At 66.1% G+C, this 18816-nt stretch carries 13 protein-coding genes and 1 pseudogene; 7 read left to right on the top strand and 7 right to left on the bottom strand.

Features of this window, described 5'->3' with window-relative positions; all coding sequences use genetic code 11:
* The first annotated feature begins 432 nt into the window (after positions 1-432).
* Positions 433-972, top strand: a complete 540-nt coding sequence (locus D573_RS0108725) for a DsrE family protein (protein WP_026287939.1) — start codon at positions 433-435, stop codon at positions 970-972.
* 333 nt (positions 973-1305) lie between these two features.
* Here D573_RS0108725 and D573_RS0108720 read toward each other — a convergent pair whose 3' ends face one another.
* Complete coding sequence (locus D573_RS0108720; RefSeq protein WP_018938146.1) at positions 1306-3705, bottom strand: EAL domain-containing protein; 2400 nt, start codon at positions 3703-3705, stop codon at positions 1306-1308.
* Between the two features lie 221 nt (positions 3706-3926).
* Here D573_RS0108720 and D573_RS14825 point away from each other — a divergent pair.
* Positions 3927-4025, top strand: a pseudogene (locus D573_RS14825) (MOSC domain-containing protein); the annotation flags it as partial.
* A gap of 36 nt (positions 4026-4061) precedes the next feature.
* On the opposite strand, the gene D573_RS0108715 reads toward D573_RS14825, so the two are convergent.
* Together D573_RS0108715 and D573_RS0108710 are read right to left on the bottom strand one after the other, a co-directional pair.
* Positions 4062-5585 carry an NAD(P)H-dependent oxidoreductase gene (locus D573_RS0108715; protein ID WP_018938147.1) on the bottom strand — a complete coding sequence of 508 codons (1524 nt, stop codon included), beginning with the start codon at positions 5583-5585 and terminating at the stop codon, positions 4062-4064.
* 412 nt (positions 5586-5997) lie between these two features.
* Positions 5998-6639: a hypothetical protein gene (locus tag D573_RS0108710; RefSeq protein ID WP_018938148.1), complete on the bottom strand. Its 642-nt coding sequence runs from the start codon at positions 6637-6639 to the stop codon at positions 5998-6000.
* A 330-nt stretch (positions 6640-6969) separates the two neighbouring features.
* Between D573_RS0108710 and D573_RS0108705 the strand changes: the two genes are divergently transcribed.
* Positions 6970-8499, top strand: a complete 1530-nt coding sequence (locus D573_RS0108705; protein ID WP_018938149.1) for an L-lactate permease — start codon at positions 6970-6972, stop codon at positions 8497-8499.
* 114 nt (positions 8500-8613) lie between these two features.
* On the opposite strand, the gene D573_RS0108700 is transcribed toward D573_RS0108705, so the two are convergent.
* Both D573_RS0108700 and D573_RS0108695 read right to left on the bottom strand, forming a co-directional pair.
* Positions 8614-11685, bottom strand: coding sequence for an efflux RND transporter permease subunit (locus D573_RS0108700; RefSeq protein ID WP_018938150.1), 3072 nt, complete (start codon positions 11683-11685; stop codon positions 8614-8616).
* Positions 11682-12953 (bottom strand): efflux RND transporter periplasmic adaptor subunit, encoded by a 1272-nt coding sequence (locus D573_RS0108695; protein WP_026287940.1) that lies wholly within the window; start codon positions 12951-12953, stop codon positions 11682-11684. The genes D573_RS0108700 and D573_RS0108695 overlap by 4 nt, the downstream gene beginning before the upstream one ends.
* 342 nt (positions 12954-13295) lie before the next feature.
* Here D573_RS0108695 and D573_RS0108690 point away from each other — a divergent pair, with 342 nt between their 5' ends.
* Positions 13296-14534 (top strand): MFS transporter, encoded by a 1239-nt coding sequence (locus tag D573_RS0108690; protein WP_026287941.1) that lies wholly within the window; start codon positions 13296-13298, stop codon positions 14532-14534.
* Between the two features lie 4 nt (positions 14535-14538).
* On the opposite strand, the gene D573_RS0108685 is transcribed toward D573_RS0108690, so the two are convergent.
* Both D573_RS0108685 and D573_RS0108680 read right to left on the bottom strand, forming a co-directional pair.
* The gene (locus D573_RS0108685; RefSeq protein ID WP_018938153.1) at positions 14539-15273 is read right to left on the bottom strand and encodes a DUF72 domain-containing protein; all 735 of its coding nucleotides are present in this window, start codon (positions 15271-15273) and stop codon (positions 14539-14541) included.
* 157 nt (positions 15274-15430) lie between these two features.
* Positions 15431-15997, bottom strand: coding sequence for a DUF99 family protein (locus D573_RS0108680; protein WP_018144260.1), 567 nt, complete (start codon positions 15995-15997; stop codon positions 15431-15433).
* A gap of 222 nt (positions 15998-16219) precedes the next feature.
* On the opposite strand from D573_RS0108680, the gene D573_RS0108675 reads away from it, so the two are divergent.
* The 3 genes from D573_RS0108675 (at position 16220) to D573_RS0108665 (ending at position 18650) form a co-directional block, all read left to right on the top strand.
* Complete coding sequence (locus tag D573_RS0108675) at positions 16220-16699, top strand: hypothetical protein (RefSeq protein WP_018144261.1); 480 nt, start codon at positions 16220-16222, stop codon at positions 16697-16699.
* A gap of 158 nt (positions 16700-16857) precedes the next feature.
* Positions 16858-17760, top strand: a complete 903-nt coding sequence (locus tag D573_RS0108670) for a complex I NDUFA9 subunit family protein (protein WP_018938154.1) — start codon at positions 16858-16860, stop codon at positions 17758-17760.
* A gap of 221 nt (positions 17761-17981) precedes the next feature.
* A complete protein-coding gene (locus D573_RS0108665; protein WP_018938155.1) occupies positions 17982-18650 on the top strand; it encodes a cytochrome c in 669 nt (222 codons plus the stop codon).
* Positions 18651-18816 lie beyond the last annotated feature (166 nt).

Here is an 18816-nt window from a genome sequence, read left to right as displayed (position 1 = left end):
TTCCGTAACAGCTCCAAGCACCCCTTCACCTTCCGCAATCCCGCGCCTACACGCTTGCCCATCATCACCCGCCATTCCATCCGCGCAGAGCACCCGCTCCAGCTCCAGCTCCAGCTTCACGTGGGACTCGGGCCGCTCCGGCACCGAAACCGCGAAATGACATTCGACACGTGCAAGGCATGCGCCTGCAGGATGGTTGCCGGCAACAGGCCGGCCAACAAGCCCCCCATCGCGGATCTGAAGAATTCCTTCAACCCGGATTGCCGAAGTTGCTGTCTGCCGTTCTGCTGCCCCCGGGACAGCCCCCGCGCCTGAACTGGCGCCACCGATAGACTCGGTTTAGAGTACCCATGCCCGGAACAGGGGTGTAACGGGCGAACCACCAAAACAAAACCAATAACGAACGTTGAAAACTCATCAAAGGAGACTCAAATGAAACATTCGGAATCCCCGGCCAGGAACCGCCGGGCTCCCGCCAGGCCGCGACCCCGGCTTCTGGCCGCACTTGCCTGTGCCGCGCTTGTCGGACTCGGATGGAGCACGTCCGCGGGGGCTTTCGAGCCCGAGGCCAAGGTCGTCTACCACGTGGACTATGGCGATCCCCAGCGGCTTTCGTCGATGCTTACCAGCATCAACAACATGATGACGCACTACCAGAACGAGTTCATGGAAGTGGACGTGCGGGTCGTGTTCATGTCGGATGGCATCCGCTTTGCCACCGACGACAACCTCGAGGAAACCCCATTCGAGGTGGATGCCGAATTTCAGGAGGAGCGCGACGAACTGCGCACACGACTATCCGGCCTGCACCAGACGCATGGGGTCAAGTACGAGCTGTGTGACATCACCCGGACCCGTGTCCGGCTGGATGCAAGTGACGTCCACGGCAACGTGGATCTCGTGCCATCCGGTGTAGTTCGGCTCGCCGAACTACAAAATGACAAGGGCTTTGCCTACATCAAGATCGATTGACGCAAGGCAACGCCCATCAACTCGCCGGGCCTCGGAAGAGACCCGGCGATTTTCCCGGTCACCAGGCTTTCACGTCCCATTTTCCGATGGCCCGAGCAGGCGAGACAGGGATTGCCCTCATGTCCGTCCGCACTGGAATTCCATCATCGGCGTCGGACCCCCTCCCGCCTGATCAGCCCGTTGCCCTCACTCGCATCCACCCTCTCACGCCTGCGCTCCCTTGCCGGGCGACCACTTTATGCCGGTGGAGAACGGCCGAGACCATCGTCGCGAACGCATTCTTCCCGGGATCGCGAGTAAACCCGGTTGCCCATCCGGGATACACCATCCGCATCAGGGCGTAGCCCATTCGCCCGCCCGATGGACGCGTACCGGACCGGCCAATGATTCCGGACGCGCCAGGCCGTAGCCCTGCCCGTGAGTAACGCCAACCTCCGCGAGGCGCGCCCGGATGGCATCATTTTCCACGTGTTCCGCAATCGTGGTCAGCCCCAGGATCTGTCCCACCTCGTGAATGGCACGCACCATTGCGAGATCGACCGGATCGGTGTTGATGTCCCGAACAAAGTCACCGTCGATCTTCAGATAATCCACCGGCAGATGCTTGAGGTAGGAAAACGAGGACAGGCCGCTGCCGAAATCGTCCAGCGCGAAGAGGCAACCCGTTCGCCGCATCTCGGTCATCAGCCGGGCGGTTCGCTGCAGGTGCCGGACCGCTGCAGTCTCGGTGATCTCGAAGCACAAGCGGTCACCGGGGAGGCCGGACTTCGCCACCGACTCTTGCAGAAACACCAGGAAGGCATCGTTATTCAGTGACGAACCCGAGAGGTTGATCCCCATTACCGGAAGGTCACCACATCCGGCAGCCTGGAGTTGCTGCATGTACGCCAGCGTCCGGGACACCACCCAGCGGTCGACCTGCCCCATCAGGTCATAGCGTTCGGCCGCCGGGATGAAGGTATCCGGCCGGACCAACTGGCCATCGCTGTCACGCAGGCGAAGCAGGACTTCGAAATAGGCATCCGTGTCATCCGCCAGCGTGCGAACTGGTTGTGCCCAGAGTTCGAAACGCTCCTGCTCGATCGCGTCCGGAATGCTGCTGACCCAGTGCAGTTCGCCCGCCCGGTCACGCAAGTCCTCGTCCTCCGCCCGGAACACGCGCACCTGGTTGCGTCCCGTGTCCTTGACCACGTAGCAGGCCGCATCCGCCTGCTGCAGGATCAACTGGGTCGACTCGCTCGCCCCGCTGACTTCGACCAGCCCCAGACTGGCGGACACGGAGAAGGTCGACTCGTCCCAGTAGAAACGGAAGCTGGCCAGTTCGCGGCCGATCTCCTCGGCCAGGGTTCGTCCGTCCTCGATGTCCCGGTCAACCATCAGGATCCCGAATTCATCCCCTCCGAGGCGCGCGACGATATCGCGTTCGTGCAACAGATGAGGCAAGAGGGCCGAAACCTGACGCAGGAGCTCGTCGCCCGCGGTGTGCCCACGGGTGTCATTGATAATCTTGAACTGGTCGAGGTCGAGATAGCACAGGGTGTGCCGGGTGTCGTGCGTACGCGCGGAACGTAGCTGGTCCTCGAGACACGCCTCGAAGGCCGGCCGGTTCAGCAACCCTGTCAGGGCATCGTGTGTGGCCTGATAGTCGAGCCGGCGCATCACCTCGCGCAGATCGCTGATGTCACGCATCACGAGGACGCTCGCCTGGCTGTCGGCGGCACGATTCAGGATCGGGGTAAAGGAAAGCTGGACCGGGCGGGTCTGGTCGTTCGCGGTGTGCAGGCGCATATGGGCAGGGTGGCCTGCTTCCGCGAGCACCTGACCACTGGATTCGAGCCGCGCGGACATCGAGTCCCCGCCGCTCTCGGCTTCCAGACATACCACCTCGTCGAGGGGCCGTTTCGCCAGTTGTGCCGCAGGCTCGCCCAGCAACAGGCTGGCCACCGGATTGGCGTAGTCGATACGGCCATGGTCGTCGGTGGTAATCACCGCGTCGCCAATCGACTCCAGCGTGGTCTGGGCCCGCTCCTTCTCGCGCCGGTTTTGTTCCCGTTCAGTGGCGATGATCTCCCGCTGGTGCATGTGGGTCAGGGTCATGCTCAACCAGTCGGCACTGAGCTGAAGGAACCGCCGTTCCAGCGCGTCCGGTGGCTTGCGTCTCGCATCGTCGCGATAGAGCACCAACAAGCCACGCTGGTTGTCGGGAAGCGGAAGTTCGACCGTCTCGAGGCAAGCCGGAAGCGAATCCAGGCCCCGGGAGCGCAGTTCCTCGCAGGTACCGGACCGGCCTTCCTCAAGGGACAATGCCGAAAGCTCCCGCAGCGCACGTTCGGACAATGGCGAGGCGCGGTGCGGCGGGTAGTGCCGGAGTCGTCTTGCCTCCATCCCGGCCGGGTCCAGTTCATAGAGGGCCACCCCGTCCATCCGCAGCTGCTCGGCAACCACCCGCAGCAAATGCCGAATGGCCTCCTCGTGATCACTGCTGGCCTGGGTCGCTTCGACAAAGGTATTCAGGAGGTCGGTCTGCGACCGAAGCAGGTGCATGCGCGCCAGCATGAACCCGAAAAGGATCCCGACAACGGAAGGGATCGCCAGCAAGCGCGGCTCGAAACGATCGGCCCCATAGACAAACAGGATCTGGACCACCGCCAGCAGAGTGACGATCGCGACCGAAATGCCGATGAACCGCGCATAGGCCGGCCAGGTGTTCCGTAACCCGAGTTGTGCCCGCATCCCCCCTCCCCTTGCGTGTCGATGCGTCGTCTGGCATCAACGGGGTCTTCCCGCAATAGCGGTGGAAATGCCCCCGATCATTGTGACTATAACGGGTGCCTGATCGGGCCGAAAGAATGCGGCCCGCCGAAAATTAACGGCCCATCGGCTTCGGCACTCCGGGAAGGGCTTTCTGCACGTGCCGTTGCGGCCAAGATCGACCTGCCGCCGATTGCTAGATCTTGGCCCCCAACTGGCGGGAGAAGGCCCGGAGAAAGCTGCGCCGCGCACCCGATGCCAGCAGCCAGCAGAGCCTCACCGGTGAACCGCCCTCCAAATAACGCGTGCCACGCACTGGCCCACGATGGCTCCCACCATCAGCCCATGACCAGGTTCACCAGGGGGAACAGTCCGAACCAGAGCACATAGCCCAGGGAGGCCGCCATTAATCCATCAATGCGCCCTCTGGGGCCTTCGCGGTACAGCGCACGCCACAGGAGCCAGACCAACCAGGCGGCATACGGGACCACCACATACCCGATCCCGGCATAGGCCCCCTGTACCCATCCCAGCGCATCGAACAATGCGCCGCTGGCGGACGCCAGGATGGTGAACGACAACGCCACCCAAAGCGCACCGTCGTTCCCCAGGCGCACGGCCAGGGTGCCCTTGCCCACCGCGGCGTCCGCCTCGCGGTCGGGAATCCCCGAAAGCGTGATCGACGGCACAATCGCCAGGAACAGCGGCAGGCTCAACAGCCAGGGCAAGGACGCGGTCCAGTCGCCCGCCAGGAACACATAGCCGTACAGCAGCACGCCCAGGCTGTGCGTCAGCGCGACATCGAGCTCGCCCAGCCCCCGATAGCTAAGCTTCAGCGGCGCCGCCGTGTAGCCGATCGCCAGGATCGCGAGGACGGCCATCACCGTCAGGATCGGCCCCGAATCTCCGGGTGCGGTCGCCAGCAATGCCACGAACGCGAGGGCGAAGCCCACCAGCGCGACGGCAATCCCCACGCCCAGCTCGCGCGCGGACAACAGCCCCTCCACCAGCACGCGCGACCCACCGGTAAAGGGACCATAGAACCGGTTTTGCCGGTCCGAGCCAAAGTCCACGCGTTCGTTCACCAGCACCGTGGCCACTTCCAGTAGAAACAGGCACAGGTACCCGAGCCAGAACACCGGATTGCCGAACACCCCACCCGCCGGGGCGGCCACCAGCGCCCCCACCGCGTAGGCCACAAAGGTCATCGGATAGAACTGCAAGCGCAACGCCTGGAGCCAGGCACCGGCCTTGTGCGCGAGCCACTCGCCCGCACTTTCGCGCCCCCTGGCCAGACGCAACCCTTCCTGGCGTGCGCGCTGCAACCAGGCCTTGCGCTGGGCTTCGTCGCTATGGCGCACCGAGCCGAACATCAACGAGCGCACCGGCCGGACCCCACAGAACCCAAGCGTGGCGCGCGCCATCGCATTGGCACCTGGCTGGCGATAAACCAGCCGGTGGATCAGCGGCGGCGTATCCATGGTCGTGATCAGTTGCGCCGAGCGGCCCTGCAGCAACCCTTCGTACCCGGTACCGCCCTCGCAGGAGCGAAAGGCGAATTCCGGCGTCATGCTCCGGTCCAGAAAACCCTTGAGCAGCGCCGGCATGGTGCCCCACCAGGTGGGATAGACAAACACCAGATGATCAGCCCACGCGACGAGGCCGCGTGCGGCCTCCAGATCCTTTTCGAGTGGCTGCTGATTGGGCGAAGGGGTGTGGACGTGCGGATCAAACTCCAGACTCGCCAGATTCAGGGACTGCACCTCGGTCCCGGCCGCACGCGCCCCTTCGCTGTAGGCTTCGGCCAGCGCCCCGCACAGGCTATCAATGCGCGGGTGGCCGAGGATGACGAGCACCTTCAAGCGGGGTCACTCCGTGCGGTGGTCATACCTTCGTTCTCCAGCCCGCCGCGGTGACAACCACCGACGTCATGGGTACCGCAAGCCAGGCCCTGCCCGCGAATCGGATTCCACCCTGCCGACGACGTATCCCTGCATGACGAAACCCTCCGCACCACGCTACTCATCCATACCCACGACCCCACACAAGTCCTCCGTCCGCGCCGACCGACCGTTTTAGGGCCGATCCCGCGAGTCGAGGAATTCGTCCACCACAGCGGCTCCACCCAGAACATAGCCCGCGTCGGAGAGGCTTGCTACCGATCCTTCATACCCGGAAGCGCCGTTCCGTTAGAGAGCTCACAAGATCCGGTCCACCGGAACAGTTCACCGGGCGTACAAGAAGCGGTCGCGGCGACCTGCGTCTGCGGGTGGCTCAGCGACGCGGGTTACGGATTCCGAGCGCATCGGTATCCCGTTGCGGTTCGGACGGCCGGCGCAGTTCCACGACGATCATGCGGAGCGATACGGCAAACAGAACCGCCCCCAGCACCAGCATGCCGTCGACCAGCCACCCATTCGCCAGAAACGGAAAGATCGGACCATCAGTACCCCCGAGTTTTTCAGCCAGTCCCAATCCCAGCAGGAGCGACCCCGGCGTCTGCACCAGCGCCGCACGATGAAAGGGGTGCATCCGCACAGTCGACCGCTGTGCCGCGGCCACCGCGGACTCCTGGACGGCATCCGGCGCGGCCGATCGGGCGGCCTCCGGCGGCGGTGAGCCCGGCGCGATGCCCCTCTCAGCAGTGTCCTCGGGGCCCCCTGCAGGGTGGCGATAGGCAAACACCCACCACATCAACAACGGGCTGCCAAGGAACGCGAACAGCACCAGCCCGAAAGCCCCCGCCCCGGATGTCTCGCCACCGTTCAGCGCATGCGCGAGCCATACCGTGGCAAAGGGCAGCACCAAGGTCGCGAAGGCATACAACACCCGCACCCCAAGCGCGGCGCGCCGCCGCGATAACAGCATCGCCAATGCGGCCAGTACCGCGAAACTGTATACAACCAGAAGAATCATGAACGCCTCCCTGCGTCACGTGATTGGAACGGTCCGTCGCTGCGGGGCCTGGCGACCCCACCTGCCGATCCTACCGTCCTGGACCATCCGTTGCCCGTGCCCCCCCTGCGCCTTGCCCACTTGGCTGCGTTCTTCCCGGCCGTACTAGCCAAGCCTATCGGCTAAACCATGCTGCTTTGGCCTTGGTCAAGCGCTACCGCTCGCCGGCCGGACGGCTGACCCTGCACTCCGTATCGCCCCACGGCATCGACGTTGCCCCTTCCTGCAACGGTTATTCCCGAACCGAGCCCCGGGTTAGGATGACGCCTTGCGCATAACGGGAGAGGGATCGTGCTGTTCTGGCTCACGTTGGTGCCGTTCGTGTTGCTGTTCGTGTGGCTGGTGCCGTTGCGGCGGCCGGCCTTTGAAGCGGCGCCCATCGCCTATCTCGCCACCCTGGTGCTGGCCGTTCTGGTCTGGCAGATATCGGGCACGGTGCTGGTAGCGAGTCTGCTGGATGCTGCCATCGTTTTCGTGGAGGTCCTGCTGATCATCCTGATGGCACTGCTGGTGCTGAACGTGATGATCGGGACCGGGCACATGAGTGCAATCCAGTCAGTCATCGCCAGCGTCTCGCGCGACCACCGGGTGCTGGCCATGCTGCTGGGGTGGGGGCTGGTCGGTTTCGTAGAGGGCATCGCCGGCTTCGGCACCCCCGCGGTACTGGCGGCACCGCTGCTGGTGTATTTCGGCATGCGGCCCCTGAAGGCGGTCGCCATCGCCCTGATCGGCAACAGCACCGCCGTCCCCTTCGGTGCGGCCGGAACGCCCGTGATCATCGGCTTCGCCGGCCTCGGCCTGGATGCGGAGACCACCCGCTCGGCCGTGTTGCAGACGGCGGTCATCCACACCGTCCTCGCACCGTTCATTACGCTATTCATGGTCTGGGTGGCGACCCTCGGCGAGGAACGCGGGCGCTTCCGCGAGTTCGTGCCCTTCGCCGTGCTATCGGCGCTGGCGTTCGGCATCCCCTATCTGCTGGTTGCCTGGCTGGTGGGGCCGGAACTGCCCGCGATCATCGGCGGCGTGGTGGCAATGGCGGTGATTGCCCTGGCGGCCCATCGCGGCTTCCTGCTACCTGGGCACGAACGGTGCCCAGAGGTCGAGCGGGCCCCAGTCGGGCGCGTGCTCCTAGCCTTTGTGCCGTTCGCGGTCATGGCCGTGGCACTGATCGCCTCGCGCACCATCATGCCGCTGCGCGAGGCCCTGCAGTCCGTGCGCTGGTCACCGGGCGAGTTCCACGGCATTGAGCTGGGGCAAAGCCTCGCCCCGCTGTACACACCCTATTTCTACTTTGGCCTGGCCCTGCTCACCGCGCTGATCCTGTTCCGCGTAAGCCGCGCCACGCTGGGTCAGGCGGTGGCCGCCACCTGGGGCAAACTGCGCGTGGCGGCCACCGTGCTGGCATTCATCATCGCCCTCACCCAGCTCCTGCTGAGCTCCGGCTCCAACGCCGCCGGCCTGCCGTCGATGCCACAGGTGCTGGGGCAGGGCCTGGCGGAATCACTGGGCGGGACCTTCGTGATGTTCAGCGCCTTCCTCGGCGCGCTGGGCTCGTTCATGACCGGAAGCGCGACCGTCTCCAACCTGCTGTTTGCACAACTCCAGGCAGACACCGCCGATGCCCTGGGCATGGCGCTCCCGACCGTACTCGCCCTGCAACTGATCGGCGCCGGGGTGGGCAACATGATCTCGCTGCACAACATCGCCATGGCGGCCGGGGCCGCCGGCCTGCAGGCACGCGAGGGTCAGGTGATCCGCGAGACCATCATCCCGGTCATCGTCGTCTGCCTTGGGGCCGGCTTGCTAGCACTCGCCTAGTAGGCGCGCGAGCGGGGGTGCTTCCGCCCCCCACAAAACCCGTGCCCATAGCCAATGGGTCAGCCCCCTCGTCTGCTGGCTCACCCCCTCCCGATGCGGCCGCATTTATCGAAATCAACCGTCCGCAGCGGTGGACTCCGGCGGGATGCGGTGGAAAGTCGCGTACAGCACAGGCACCACGCCAAGGATCAGCACGGTGCCGACGGCGAGGCCGCTCATCACGGCGATCGCCAGCGGTGCCCAGAACGGCCCGGACAGGGCCAGCGGGATCATGCCGAGGATCGTGGTCAGCGCGGCCAGCACCACCGGCCGGAAGCGGCTCACCGAGGCTTCGACCAGAGCGGTCGCCGCATCCCGGCCGTTGCGGCGGAACAACTCCACCTGCTCGACCAACACGATGGCGTTGCGCAGCAGCATACCGGCTAGGCTCATGGTCCCCAGCAAGGCGATAAAGCCAAATGGTTGGCGAAACAGCAGCAAGCCGGCGACCACCCCGATCACCGCCAGCGGCACCGTCAGCCCGGCCACCAGCGCATTGCGGTAGCTATTGAACTGCCACAAAAGCAGCAGCGCAATCAGCACCAGCACAAACGGGACGGGAGCCAGCACACTGGCCTGTGCATCCTGCGAAGCCTCGAACTCGCCAACCCATTCGCGCTCGACGCGCGGCGAGGCCCCGGCCTCTGCCAGGACCTGAGCAACCGCCGCATCCGCGGCACGCACGAAACGCTCGGCGTTCACCCCCGGGGCCGGGTCCGCTTGCACGGTGATCGCCCGCCGGCGGTCATGGCGCCAGATCGCGGCATCGTCCCAGCCGATGTCGACGCGCGCCACCTGCCGCAGGGGAACCGGCGCGCCACCGTCACGCGGCCAGATTTCCAGGGTGTCGATCCGCGACAGGTCGGAGCGCTCGGTTTCCGGGAAGCGCCAGAGGATCGGCAGCGTCTTGTCGCCGTCGCGGAACACGCCGATCGGTCGCCCGGAAAATCCGGCCTCCAGCGTCTCGGCCACTTCTGCGCTGGATAGCCCGGCGGCGCGCACCCGGTCCTGGTCCACCGCCACGTCCAGGGTGCTGTTGCGGTCGCGCCAGTTGTGGCGCGCGGCGACGATTTCCGAGTGTGCATCCAACCATCCGACCACCGCCTCGGCGAGGCGCCGAAGTTCACCCGGGTCCCCATCTCCGGACAAGCGCAGTTCCACCGGGTAACGCACCGGATCCCCCAACTGCATCGGACGTACCCGGGGCAGCGCATCAGGGAAACGGTCCCCCATCCAGGCGCGGACATCCGCCATCACCGGATCCAGCACACCAGGATCGCTCACCTGCACCAGGACTTGGGCAAACGCCGGGTTGGGTAACTCTAGGATCATCGGCAGGTAAAAGCGCGGCAGCCCTTCACCGACCAGGCTGGTAGTGTTTTCCACCTGTGGATGCTCCGCCAGATACGACTCCAGCCGTGCAACGTCCGCCGCAGTGGACTCAATGCGCGTACCCTCGCCGCGCCAGTGGTCGACCGTGAACTGGTCCCGCTCGGCCGGGGGAAAAAAGATCCGCGGTACCGCCATGGAGGCCAGCGCCGCGACCAACAGCGCCCCCGCGACCGCCGTCAGTGTCCCGCTGCGGTGGCGCAGCATGCCTCCGAGGACCCTGCGATAGCCACGCAGCCAGCGCGACTCTGGGCTGTCCGCGCCCGCCGCCCGTGGCGGCACCCGCAGATACCGGTACCCAAGCAGGGCAACCACGCTGATCGCCAGCAACCAGCTCAGACCCAGTGCGATCGCCACGACCCAGAAAAGGGAGCGAGTGAACTCGCCAACCACCGTGGGCGTCATGCTGATCGGCGAGAAGGCCAGCGCCGCGATCAGTGTGCCGATCAAGAGCGGACCGGCGGCCTCGCCGACGGCCTCGCGCGCCGCCTGCAGCCGCTCAATTCCGCGCTGCATCTTGGTCATCATTAACTCGGCGACGACGATGGCATTGTCCACCAGCATGCCAAGCACCACGATCAGCGCGCCCAGCGACACCCGATGCAGGTCGATCCCCGCTGCCCACATGACGAAAAAGGTAGCCAGGATCGTCACCGGCACGCCCATGCCCACGATCAGCCCGGTCCGCCAGCCCAGCGCGACCAGTAGCACGGCCAGCACGATCGCTACCGCCGTGGCCAGGTTGCCGCCAAAATCAACGATCGCCGCGCGCACCGTCGCGGGCTGGAAGTTGATCGGCGCGACCTCGATGCCCACCGGGCGTTCGCCCTTGAGTTCTTCCAGCCTCTGCAACACGTCGTCACCCAGACGCACCACGTTGACACCCTCGCGCGGGCTGACGCCCAGCGCGATGGCTGGCCGGCCATTGAAGCGCAGCATCCGCTCCGGCGGATCGGCGTAGCCGCGCGCGACCTCCGCAAAGTCGCGCAGGTACAGGCGCTCGCCGGTCTCCGGGTTAAGGATCGCAAGGTTGCGCACATCCTCCACCGATTCGAAGACCCCGGAGACGAACATCCGCAGCCGGTCGTCACCCAGGTCGATCGCCCCGCCCTGCGCCACCACGTTCTGGCCCTGCAGCGCCTGGATTATCTGCCCGGGATGCAGACCCAGCGCCGCCAGCCGGGCACGGCGGGTCTCCACGAATACGCGCTCGCCGCGTTCACCGAACAGTTCGGCACGTGCCACCCCGGGCAGGCGCAGGATCTCGCGGCGCAGTTCGTCGGCGTAATCGTGCAATTCACGGTGGGTGTAGTCTTCGCCGGTCACCGCCAGCAGGGTTCCGAACACATCGCCGTAGTCATCGTTCACCAGCGGCCCGAGGATGCCGTCGGGCAGCTCCACCGTGGCCCGCTGCACCTTCTTATTCAGCTCGTCCCAGACTTGGCGCAGGCGCTGCCCGGAGAGCGCCTCGTCAACATGCACATAGATAACCGACTCGCCAGCGCGACTGACCGACTCGAGTTCGTCCAATGCGTCCAACTGCTGGATGTGGCGCTCGAGGACCTCGGTCACCTCCTCCTCGACGCGGCTTGCCCGGGCACCGGGATACGCGGTCTGCACCAGTGCAGTGCGCACGGTAAAGTCCGGATCCTCCAGCTTGCCCATGTCGAGGAATGCCCAGGCACCTGCCAGCGCCAGCAGCGTGGTGGCGAAAACGACGATACGGGCGCGGTGGATCGCCCAGTCGGCGGGATTCACGGTGTTGCGCCCCGCGGACTGTCGAGCTCGAACAACCGTGTGCGCTGACCCTCGCGCAGATGGCGTACACCGGCAATCACTACCTGCTCACCTGGATCCACACCGTCCGCGACCAGCACCCCGCTCCCATTGAGTCCGACCACATCAATTCGCCGGCGCACAACCTCTCCGGAATCGGGATCGCGAACCCAGACCGCCATGCCGGCATCATCCTCCAGCAATGCGGCCAACGGCAGGCGAATGCCCGCGCCGCGCTCAATCCGGGCCCGGAAAACCACCTCGGCGGTCATCCCCGGCAGGATGGCGCCGCCACCTTCTTCCGCGGCCACGCGCACCGGGTAAGTCTGGCGCCCCGGCAGCACATCCACCCCAACCGAGATCACGCGCCCCGGGAACACACGCCCACCCAGAGCCAGGATGCGTACCTCCACGTCGTGCAGACGGTCGCGGTAGGCCAGCAGGTCCTCCGGAATGCCCACCTCGACTTCGACCCGGTCGACGTCTTCCAGAAGGATCGCCGGCTCGTGCGCCTGAACCGGTTCGTGCATCTCCAGCCGCCTTTCCGCCACATGGCCGGAAAACGGGGCGCGCAGCGTGGTGTAGTCAAGCCGGTCGCGGGCCTGATCGAGCTGGGCGATCAGCTGATCGATGCGCCCGCGAGTGGCCTCGATTTTCTCGACGCGTGCCCCGATCTCCGCGATCTCCAGCGCCTCGCGCGCACTGCGTAGATCCGCCTCCGCCTCGCGCAGGCTACGGCGGGCATCATCGTACTGCGCATCCGAGACATGGCCCTGCTCGTGCATCCGCTCGATGCGGCGGTAATTGGCCGCTGCCTGGTCGCGGCGGGCCTGGGCCGCCTCCAGCGCCGCCTCCAGCTGGCGCCGTTCCTCGGCACGTGCGCCGATTTCCTGTGCCTGCAACTGCGCCCGGGCCTCCACCAACGCCCCCTCCAACTCGCGCACCTGATTGGCATAGTCGCGCGGGTCCAGCCGCGCCAGCACCGCGTCCTCCTCCACGCGATCGCCAACCTCGACGTGCAACTCCTGCACCGGGCCGACGACGCGAAACGCCAGCCACGCTCGGTCTGCGGCCTCCACACGCCCAGAGAAACTACGCTCGGCCAGGGCCTCCGGATCCGGCACCGTCATCACCTTGACCGGGCGCTCCAGCGCCGCAACTTCCGGCTCGGAATCGCCGCACCCCACCATCAGCAACACCAGCACCAGCCCTGACGCGATGGCCGCCCAAGCCCGTGGAAATCCCGTCACGCGGTCGCTCCCTTGTCGTGGCCTCAGCCCCCAGACTAGCGGACGTTTCCGGGACCCGCGAATCGGCCACCCCTCGCGGATTTAACAGCACCGGGGTCAGACCACGATAACCCGCTGAATAACAGAATCTTTACGCGCCTCCACCACCGTTTTGGCACCTTATCCGGGCCATATCGCCCTCAAAAAGAGGTATCTATGTGGTAACTCGCGGCGTCCTCTCGCACAAAAGCCGTATGAAGTGGACCCCATATTAATTGTGGCGCAGGTGTTTGGCCCTTTACCTCCTGCACTGCTAAACGTGACCTATAGTTCTTTCAAAAACCCCGCCGGGCCGCAGATCCCATGACCGAGACCTCAGACATCCGCAGGAAGAGCTTCGTCGCCCACATGTCGACGGTCTTCATCAACGCCCTCAACGACAACTTCTTCCGGCTGGTGGTCATCTTCATCGCCATCCGCGAGTTCGTCGCCGAGGGCGAAGGCACCTTCTACTACAGCCTGGTCGGTTTCGTGTTCCTGCTTCCGTTCGTGCTGTTCTCGCCATGGGCGGGCTACATCGCCGACCGCTACAGCAAGAAGATCGTGATCGTCTGCACCCGCATGGCCGAGGCCGCGGTGCTGCTGACCGCCGCGCTGATGCTGATCACCGACAACTTCCCCGGCCTGCTGGTGACCACCTTCCTGATGGGCCTGCAGAGCACGTTCTTCAGCCCGGCGAAGTTCGGCATCCTGCCGGAGCTGGTGCGCTACCCGCAGCTTTCGCGCGCCAACGGACACATCCAGCTATGGACGTTCCTGGCGATCATCCTCGGCACCGCGCTGGCCGGCTTCGTGATGGAGTTCGCCGGCGAGGCGCTGTGGGTCCCGGCGGCCCTGATCGTGGCGCTGTCCGTCACCGGTCTGGTGACCAGCTTGTTCATCGCCCCGACCCTGGCCACCGACAACCCCGCGCCGTTCCGCCTGAACCCGTTCGCGACCGTCATGCAGTCGGTCACCGAGATCCGGCCACACCGCGTCCTGTTCATGGTGATCCTCGGCATCGCATGGTTCTGGGCTCTGGGCACGCTGTACCAACTCAACGTCCCACTGTTCGCCGAGGTCCATCTGGAGCTGGGCGAGCTCGCGACCGGCATCATCCTGACCACGCTGGCGCTCGGCATCGGAACCGGCAGCATCCTTGCCGGCTACCTGTCACGTGGCGGCATCGCCATGCACCATGCCCCGGCCGGCATGATCGCGGCGGCCCTGATCAGCGCATTGCTGTACTTCGCCACCGACAGTTACCCCGCAACGCTGGTGCTGATGGCCCTGCTGGGCATTGCCTCTGGATTTTTCATCGTGCCGATCACCGCCTACCTGCAGGGCCACAGCCCCGCTGACCGGCGCGGCCGCTTCATCGCCGCCAGCAACTTCCTGGCTTTCTCCGCCATGCTGGTGGCACCGGTCCTGTTCTGGCTGCTTACCGGGCCCGCCGGTGCCACGCCCGCACATGTGTTCATGATCGGTGGACTGGCCTCGCTGCTGGTCGGGCTAACGGCCCTGCGGCTGTACCGCCGCCATCGCGCGGAGGCGGATGCCTGAGCCATCAGCCTGCATCCCGCAGCCGTTCGATCAGGCGCTGGGCGTCCCGGGGCGCGGCGCCCTCGGCATCGTTGTCGAAGTAGACATGCACCTCGCGCCCCTGCGCCAGCCACTGCCGGACGCGGTCGGCCCACTGGTCCAGCAGGCGGTCGCTGTAGGCCGAGGCATAGGTGCGGGTATGCCCGTGCAGACGGCAGTAGACCAGCGGGCCCGCTATGGCCTCCCAGCACGGCCAGTCCGGGGCATCGGAATGGCAGATCCCCACTCCGGCCGCGTCCAGCTGCCCCGCCACCGCCACGGTAAACCAGCTGGGATGGCGAAACTCGATCGCATGCCGCACCTCCGGCCAGAAGCCCAGCGCGTTGGTGAACGCCTCCAGACGCTCCTGGTTCACCGCGAAGTTCGGCGGCAATTGCCACACGACCGCCCGCAGCCGGCTCCCCATCGGTTGCATGCGGTCGCGCAGCAGCCGAACCGAGTCCCCAGCGTCCTTCAGTCGGTGGATATGCGTGACGAACCGGCTGCCCTTGATCGCGAAGCCGAAATCCGGCGGCGTCTGCTCCGCCCATCGCTGCACAGTCGTACTCGCGGGCAGGCGGTAAAAGGTGGCATTGATCTCCAGCCCGCTGAAATGCCGCGCACAGTGGGCGAGCCACTCGCGCTGTGGAACCCCGCGGTAGAAGTCGTCCTTCCACGCCCGGTAGTTCCAGCCAGACGTCCCGACATACGCACAGGCCATCGAGACCTCCTTCAGGCTTGCCTGCAACGAGTGTAGCCACAGGCCTGACGCCCTATCCGGAGGGTGCCCCAATCTCGCCTGCACTCATGCAGTGGAGTCGCGTGCGGAAAGCGGGCGGCCCAATGTCCGCCCGTTCCCGGACGGCTCGCGCCCCCGGTCAGGGACGGTGACGACTCGCCCCGGTCGTCACACCGCCTGCGATCATGTGCGCCACCCGCAGTGGTTCCGGCAACCGGCTATGGACGCGCTGGTCTTCCAGAAGCCTCTGCGCCGCCTCGGGACTCAGCCCGCAGCGCTGCACGTACAACCCCGCCAGCGGTTCCATGACGCCGGCGGCCTCGATCAGTCGCCACTTGCGCACGCCCCCTGGAACAGGCCCGAGCAGCGCGCGACGAATCGCGGGCAGATCCGGTGCGTGGCGCGCCACCGCGAGGATCGGTAACCCGGTGCGCGCGTGCAGCGCCGGCAGGTCCACCACGTTGAATCCAGCCAGGGTGATCCCCTGCAACAGGATCGCGTGCAGTTGCGGTGCAAACGGACTGTCCAGCACGCATTCGGCCAGACGCGCGGTGGCGTTGGCTCCGTCACGGCGCACCCGCGTCGAGATCACACCGTCCAGCCGCATGCCGGCGAATACCGCACCGACCACCAGCACATCACCCCGATGTGGCCGCGCGAACGGCGCATCATCGAAACCCACCACGTGTGAAAGACGCTCCTGCATCCGCTTCCCGGTCTGCCGCCTCTCGCGCCGCGGCGTTTCACAGTTCCACTGGTGTCCGCCCAGGCCTCGCCAACCCGGAGCGCACTCGGGGCGGGCCCCACCCGCAGCGGCCCCGCCCGCTCCGGCGGCCCATAACGGACTCGCCTCGAAGGGCCACCGGTTGCAGAGGCGCACGCAATACCCTACATCATGGCAGATACAAGCCCCGTTCCAGAGCAGACCGTGACCGACGAACTGCAACGCATCCGCTTCCTGATCAAGCGTGACGGCGAGGCCGCCACGCGGGAATGGGTCGAGCGCACATTGAACATCTACCGCGAAGCGCTGGCCGGTGCGGGCAATCACCCCCCGGCAGCGCACTACCGCTCGGAGTTCGAGCACTCCATCCGCCGCTTCGAACAGTGGCTGCACGGCAACATGAGGGACGACACGATGACGTTATCCGTCGAGGAGTTCTCCCGGGCGCGGGAGATGGTCAGCGGCCTGCTGGAGGAACTGCATTTGGCGACCTATACGTTCGATGTCGAGCCGCACGACGATGGCTGGGAGATTCGGGTCGAATGCGCCGCCGAGGACGGCTGGATGACCCAAACCTTCGCCGCTAGCCGCGAGGAGCTGCGGCGCGGCGACGACGCCGGTGTGCGTCAGCGGCTGCTTGATGCCTGGGCCGGGCAGCTGGCCGGATGTCGACGCACGCGCTGACTGGACGCCTGACCGTTCCCAAAAGGCACAGACAGCCCTTGAATCCACGCCGGCCCGGGACATTTCGTACTTCTGCCCGGTCTCACCCAGTACCTGGACGACTGATCATTGACACCCCACATCTGGCGCCAACCTAGAGCGCACAAAGGGGGCTCGCCATGCGCCCGGACCTGATCACGGTATTTGGTGGCACCGGCTTTCTCGGCAGCGCGATCGTGCACGAGCTGATCGACGCCGGACACCCCGTGCGGATTGCTTCGCGCCGGGCGGCGTTACCCGCCGCGCTGGAACAACATGCCCAGGTGGAGCACTGCAGCGCCGATATCCGTGACGATGCCGCCGTCACCCGGGCCCTGGAGGGGGCCAGCGGCGTGGTGAACGCGGTCAGCCTGTATGTGGAACACCGCGACCTCCGCTTCACCACCATCCACGTGGAAGGCGCTGCGCGTCTCGCCCGATCGGCGCGCGCCGCGGGCCTGGCGAGAGTCGTGCAGATCTCCGGGATCGGGGCCGACAGCCAGTCGCGCTCCGCCTACATACGCGCCAGGGCCGAAGGCGAGTCGGCCGTGATCCGCGCGTTCCCCGACGCCTTGATCGTGCGTCCCAGCGTGCTCTTCGGCCCGCATGATGCCTTCCTGCGCAACCTGGCCGGCCTTGCGCGCCTGCCGGTGATCCCCCTGTTCGGCCGCGGAGAGACCCGCCTGCAGCCGGTGCACGTGGCCGATGTCGCCCGCGCCGTGGCCAGGCTGTTCGCCGCCACCCCGCCCGCACACCCGGTCTTCGAACTCGCTGGCCCCGACATCATGACGTACCGCCAGATCCTGACTCGGGTACTGGTTCACCTGGAACGCCAGCGCCCGATGGTGCCTGTGCCCTTCGCGCTCTGGCACGCACTGGCCCGGCTCGGCTCGCTGCTGCCGAACGCACCCCTGACCCGGGACCAGATCTTCCTGATGCAGCAGGACAACGTCGCCGACGAAACGGCGGGAAGCTTCGCCGACCTCGGCATCACGCCCCGCAGGCTGGAGGATTCCCTTCCGGACTGCCTCCCGGCGGAATGATTCCCGGATGCGCCGCCGCGCCGTGTGAAACCCAGGAAGCAGGGTGTCCTCTTCCTGCTCTCCTCCTGTCCTTTCCTGTTCGCCGGAGATGCGGCACGCCGGACCGCGGCTATATCCGGCGGCGCACACATCACAAGCCCGCCAAATGTGCACCGCAATTGCACCATCGTTGAAACCGCCCTATGTTCCTGAAGATAACGTCCTGCAATCGTGGTGACCCAATGGCACGAGCGCACACCTTCAACCGAATCACTGTCCGGCCACTCGCGCTGTTAACCGCCCTGTGGCTGCTGGGCGGCGCCGCCGTCGCCGAGGACGCCCCCGGCGCCCAAATTGCGCAGGAAGGCAATGATCGCGGCGCGACCGCCTGCATCCAGTGCCACGGCGAACAGGGCCAGGGCCAGGCACAGCCCCCATTCCCACGCCTGGCGGGGCTCCCGAAGTCCTACTTGGTCGAACAGATGACGGCCTACCGGGAAGGCCAGCGCCCGAATGCCACAATGGCCCAGATCGCCCAGCATCTGGACGATGACGAGATCGAGGCGGTCAGCCGCCACTACGCCGAGATGAAACCGGCGGGCGGGCCGCACCGGGTACCCGAAGACCTGGTAGAAAAAGGGCGCGAGATTGCGCTCGAAGGGCTGCCGGAGCGAAACATCCAGTCCTGCGCCTCCTGCCATGGCGAACAGGGGCGCGAGCGCAACCCCAGCCTGCCACCGCTCGCCGGCCATCCCCCGCGTTATCTCATGGCACAGCTCCAGGCCTATGCCCAGGGGGCCCGCAAGACCGCCCTGGCCGGTTTGATGCAGGGCATCGCCCAGGAGCTGGAGGAAGAAGAGATGGCCGCCGTGTCGGCCTACTTCGCCTCGATTCCCGCCCGCGAGGAATGACCCCTTTGCTGCCGCCCGGACCGGACATCAACGAGCCCCGGGGGCGCAGGGCCGTGGGGGCCCGGCTTCCGTCCATCCCGCCGGCGGGCTCAATCCCTAGATAGCCCCCCGACGCGTAGCGAGCCTCGACCGCAGTGCGGAAATGTCCCGGAGTGGGTATCTTGTT

Origin of the sequence: Thioalkalivibrio sp. AKL9 (genome assembly GCF_000377825.1) — a bacterium.
Lineage (GTDB): Bacteria > Pseudomonadota > Gammaproteobacteria > Ectothiorhodospirales > Ectothiorhodospiraceae > Thioalkalivibrio > Thioalkalivibrio versutus.
The sequence above is the reverse complement of the archived record's forward strand: the minus strand, read 5'-3'. Positions and strand labels throughout refer to the sequence as shown.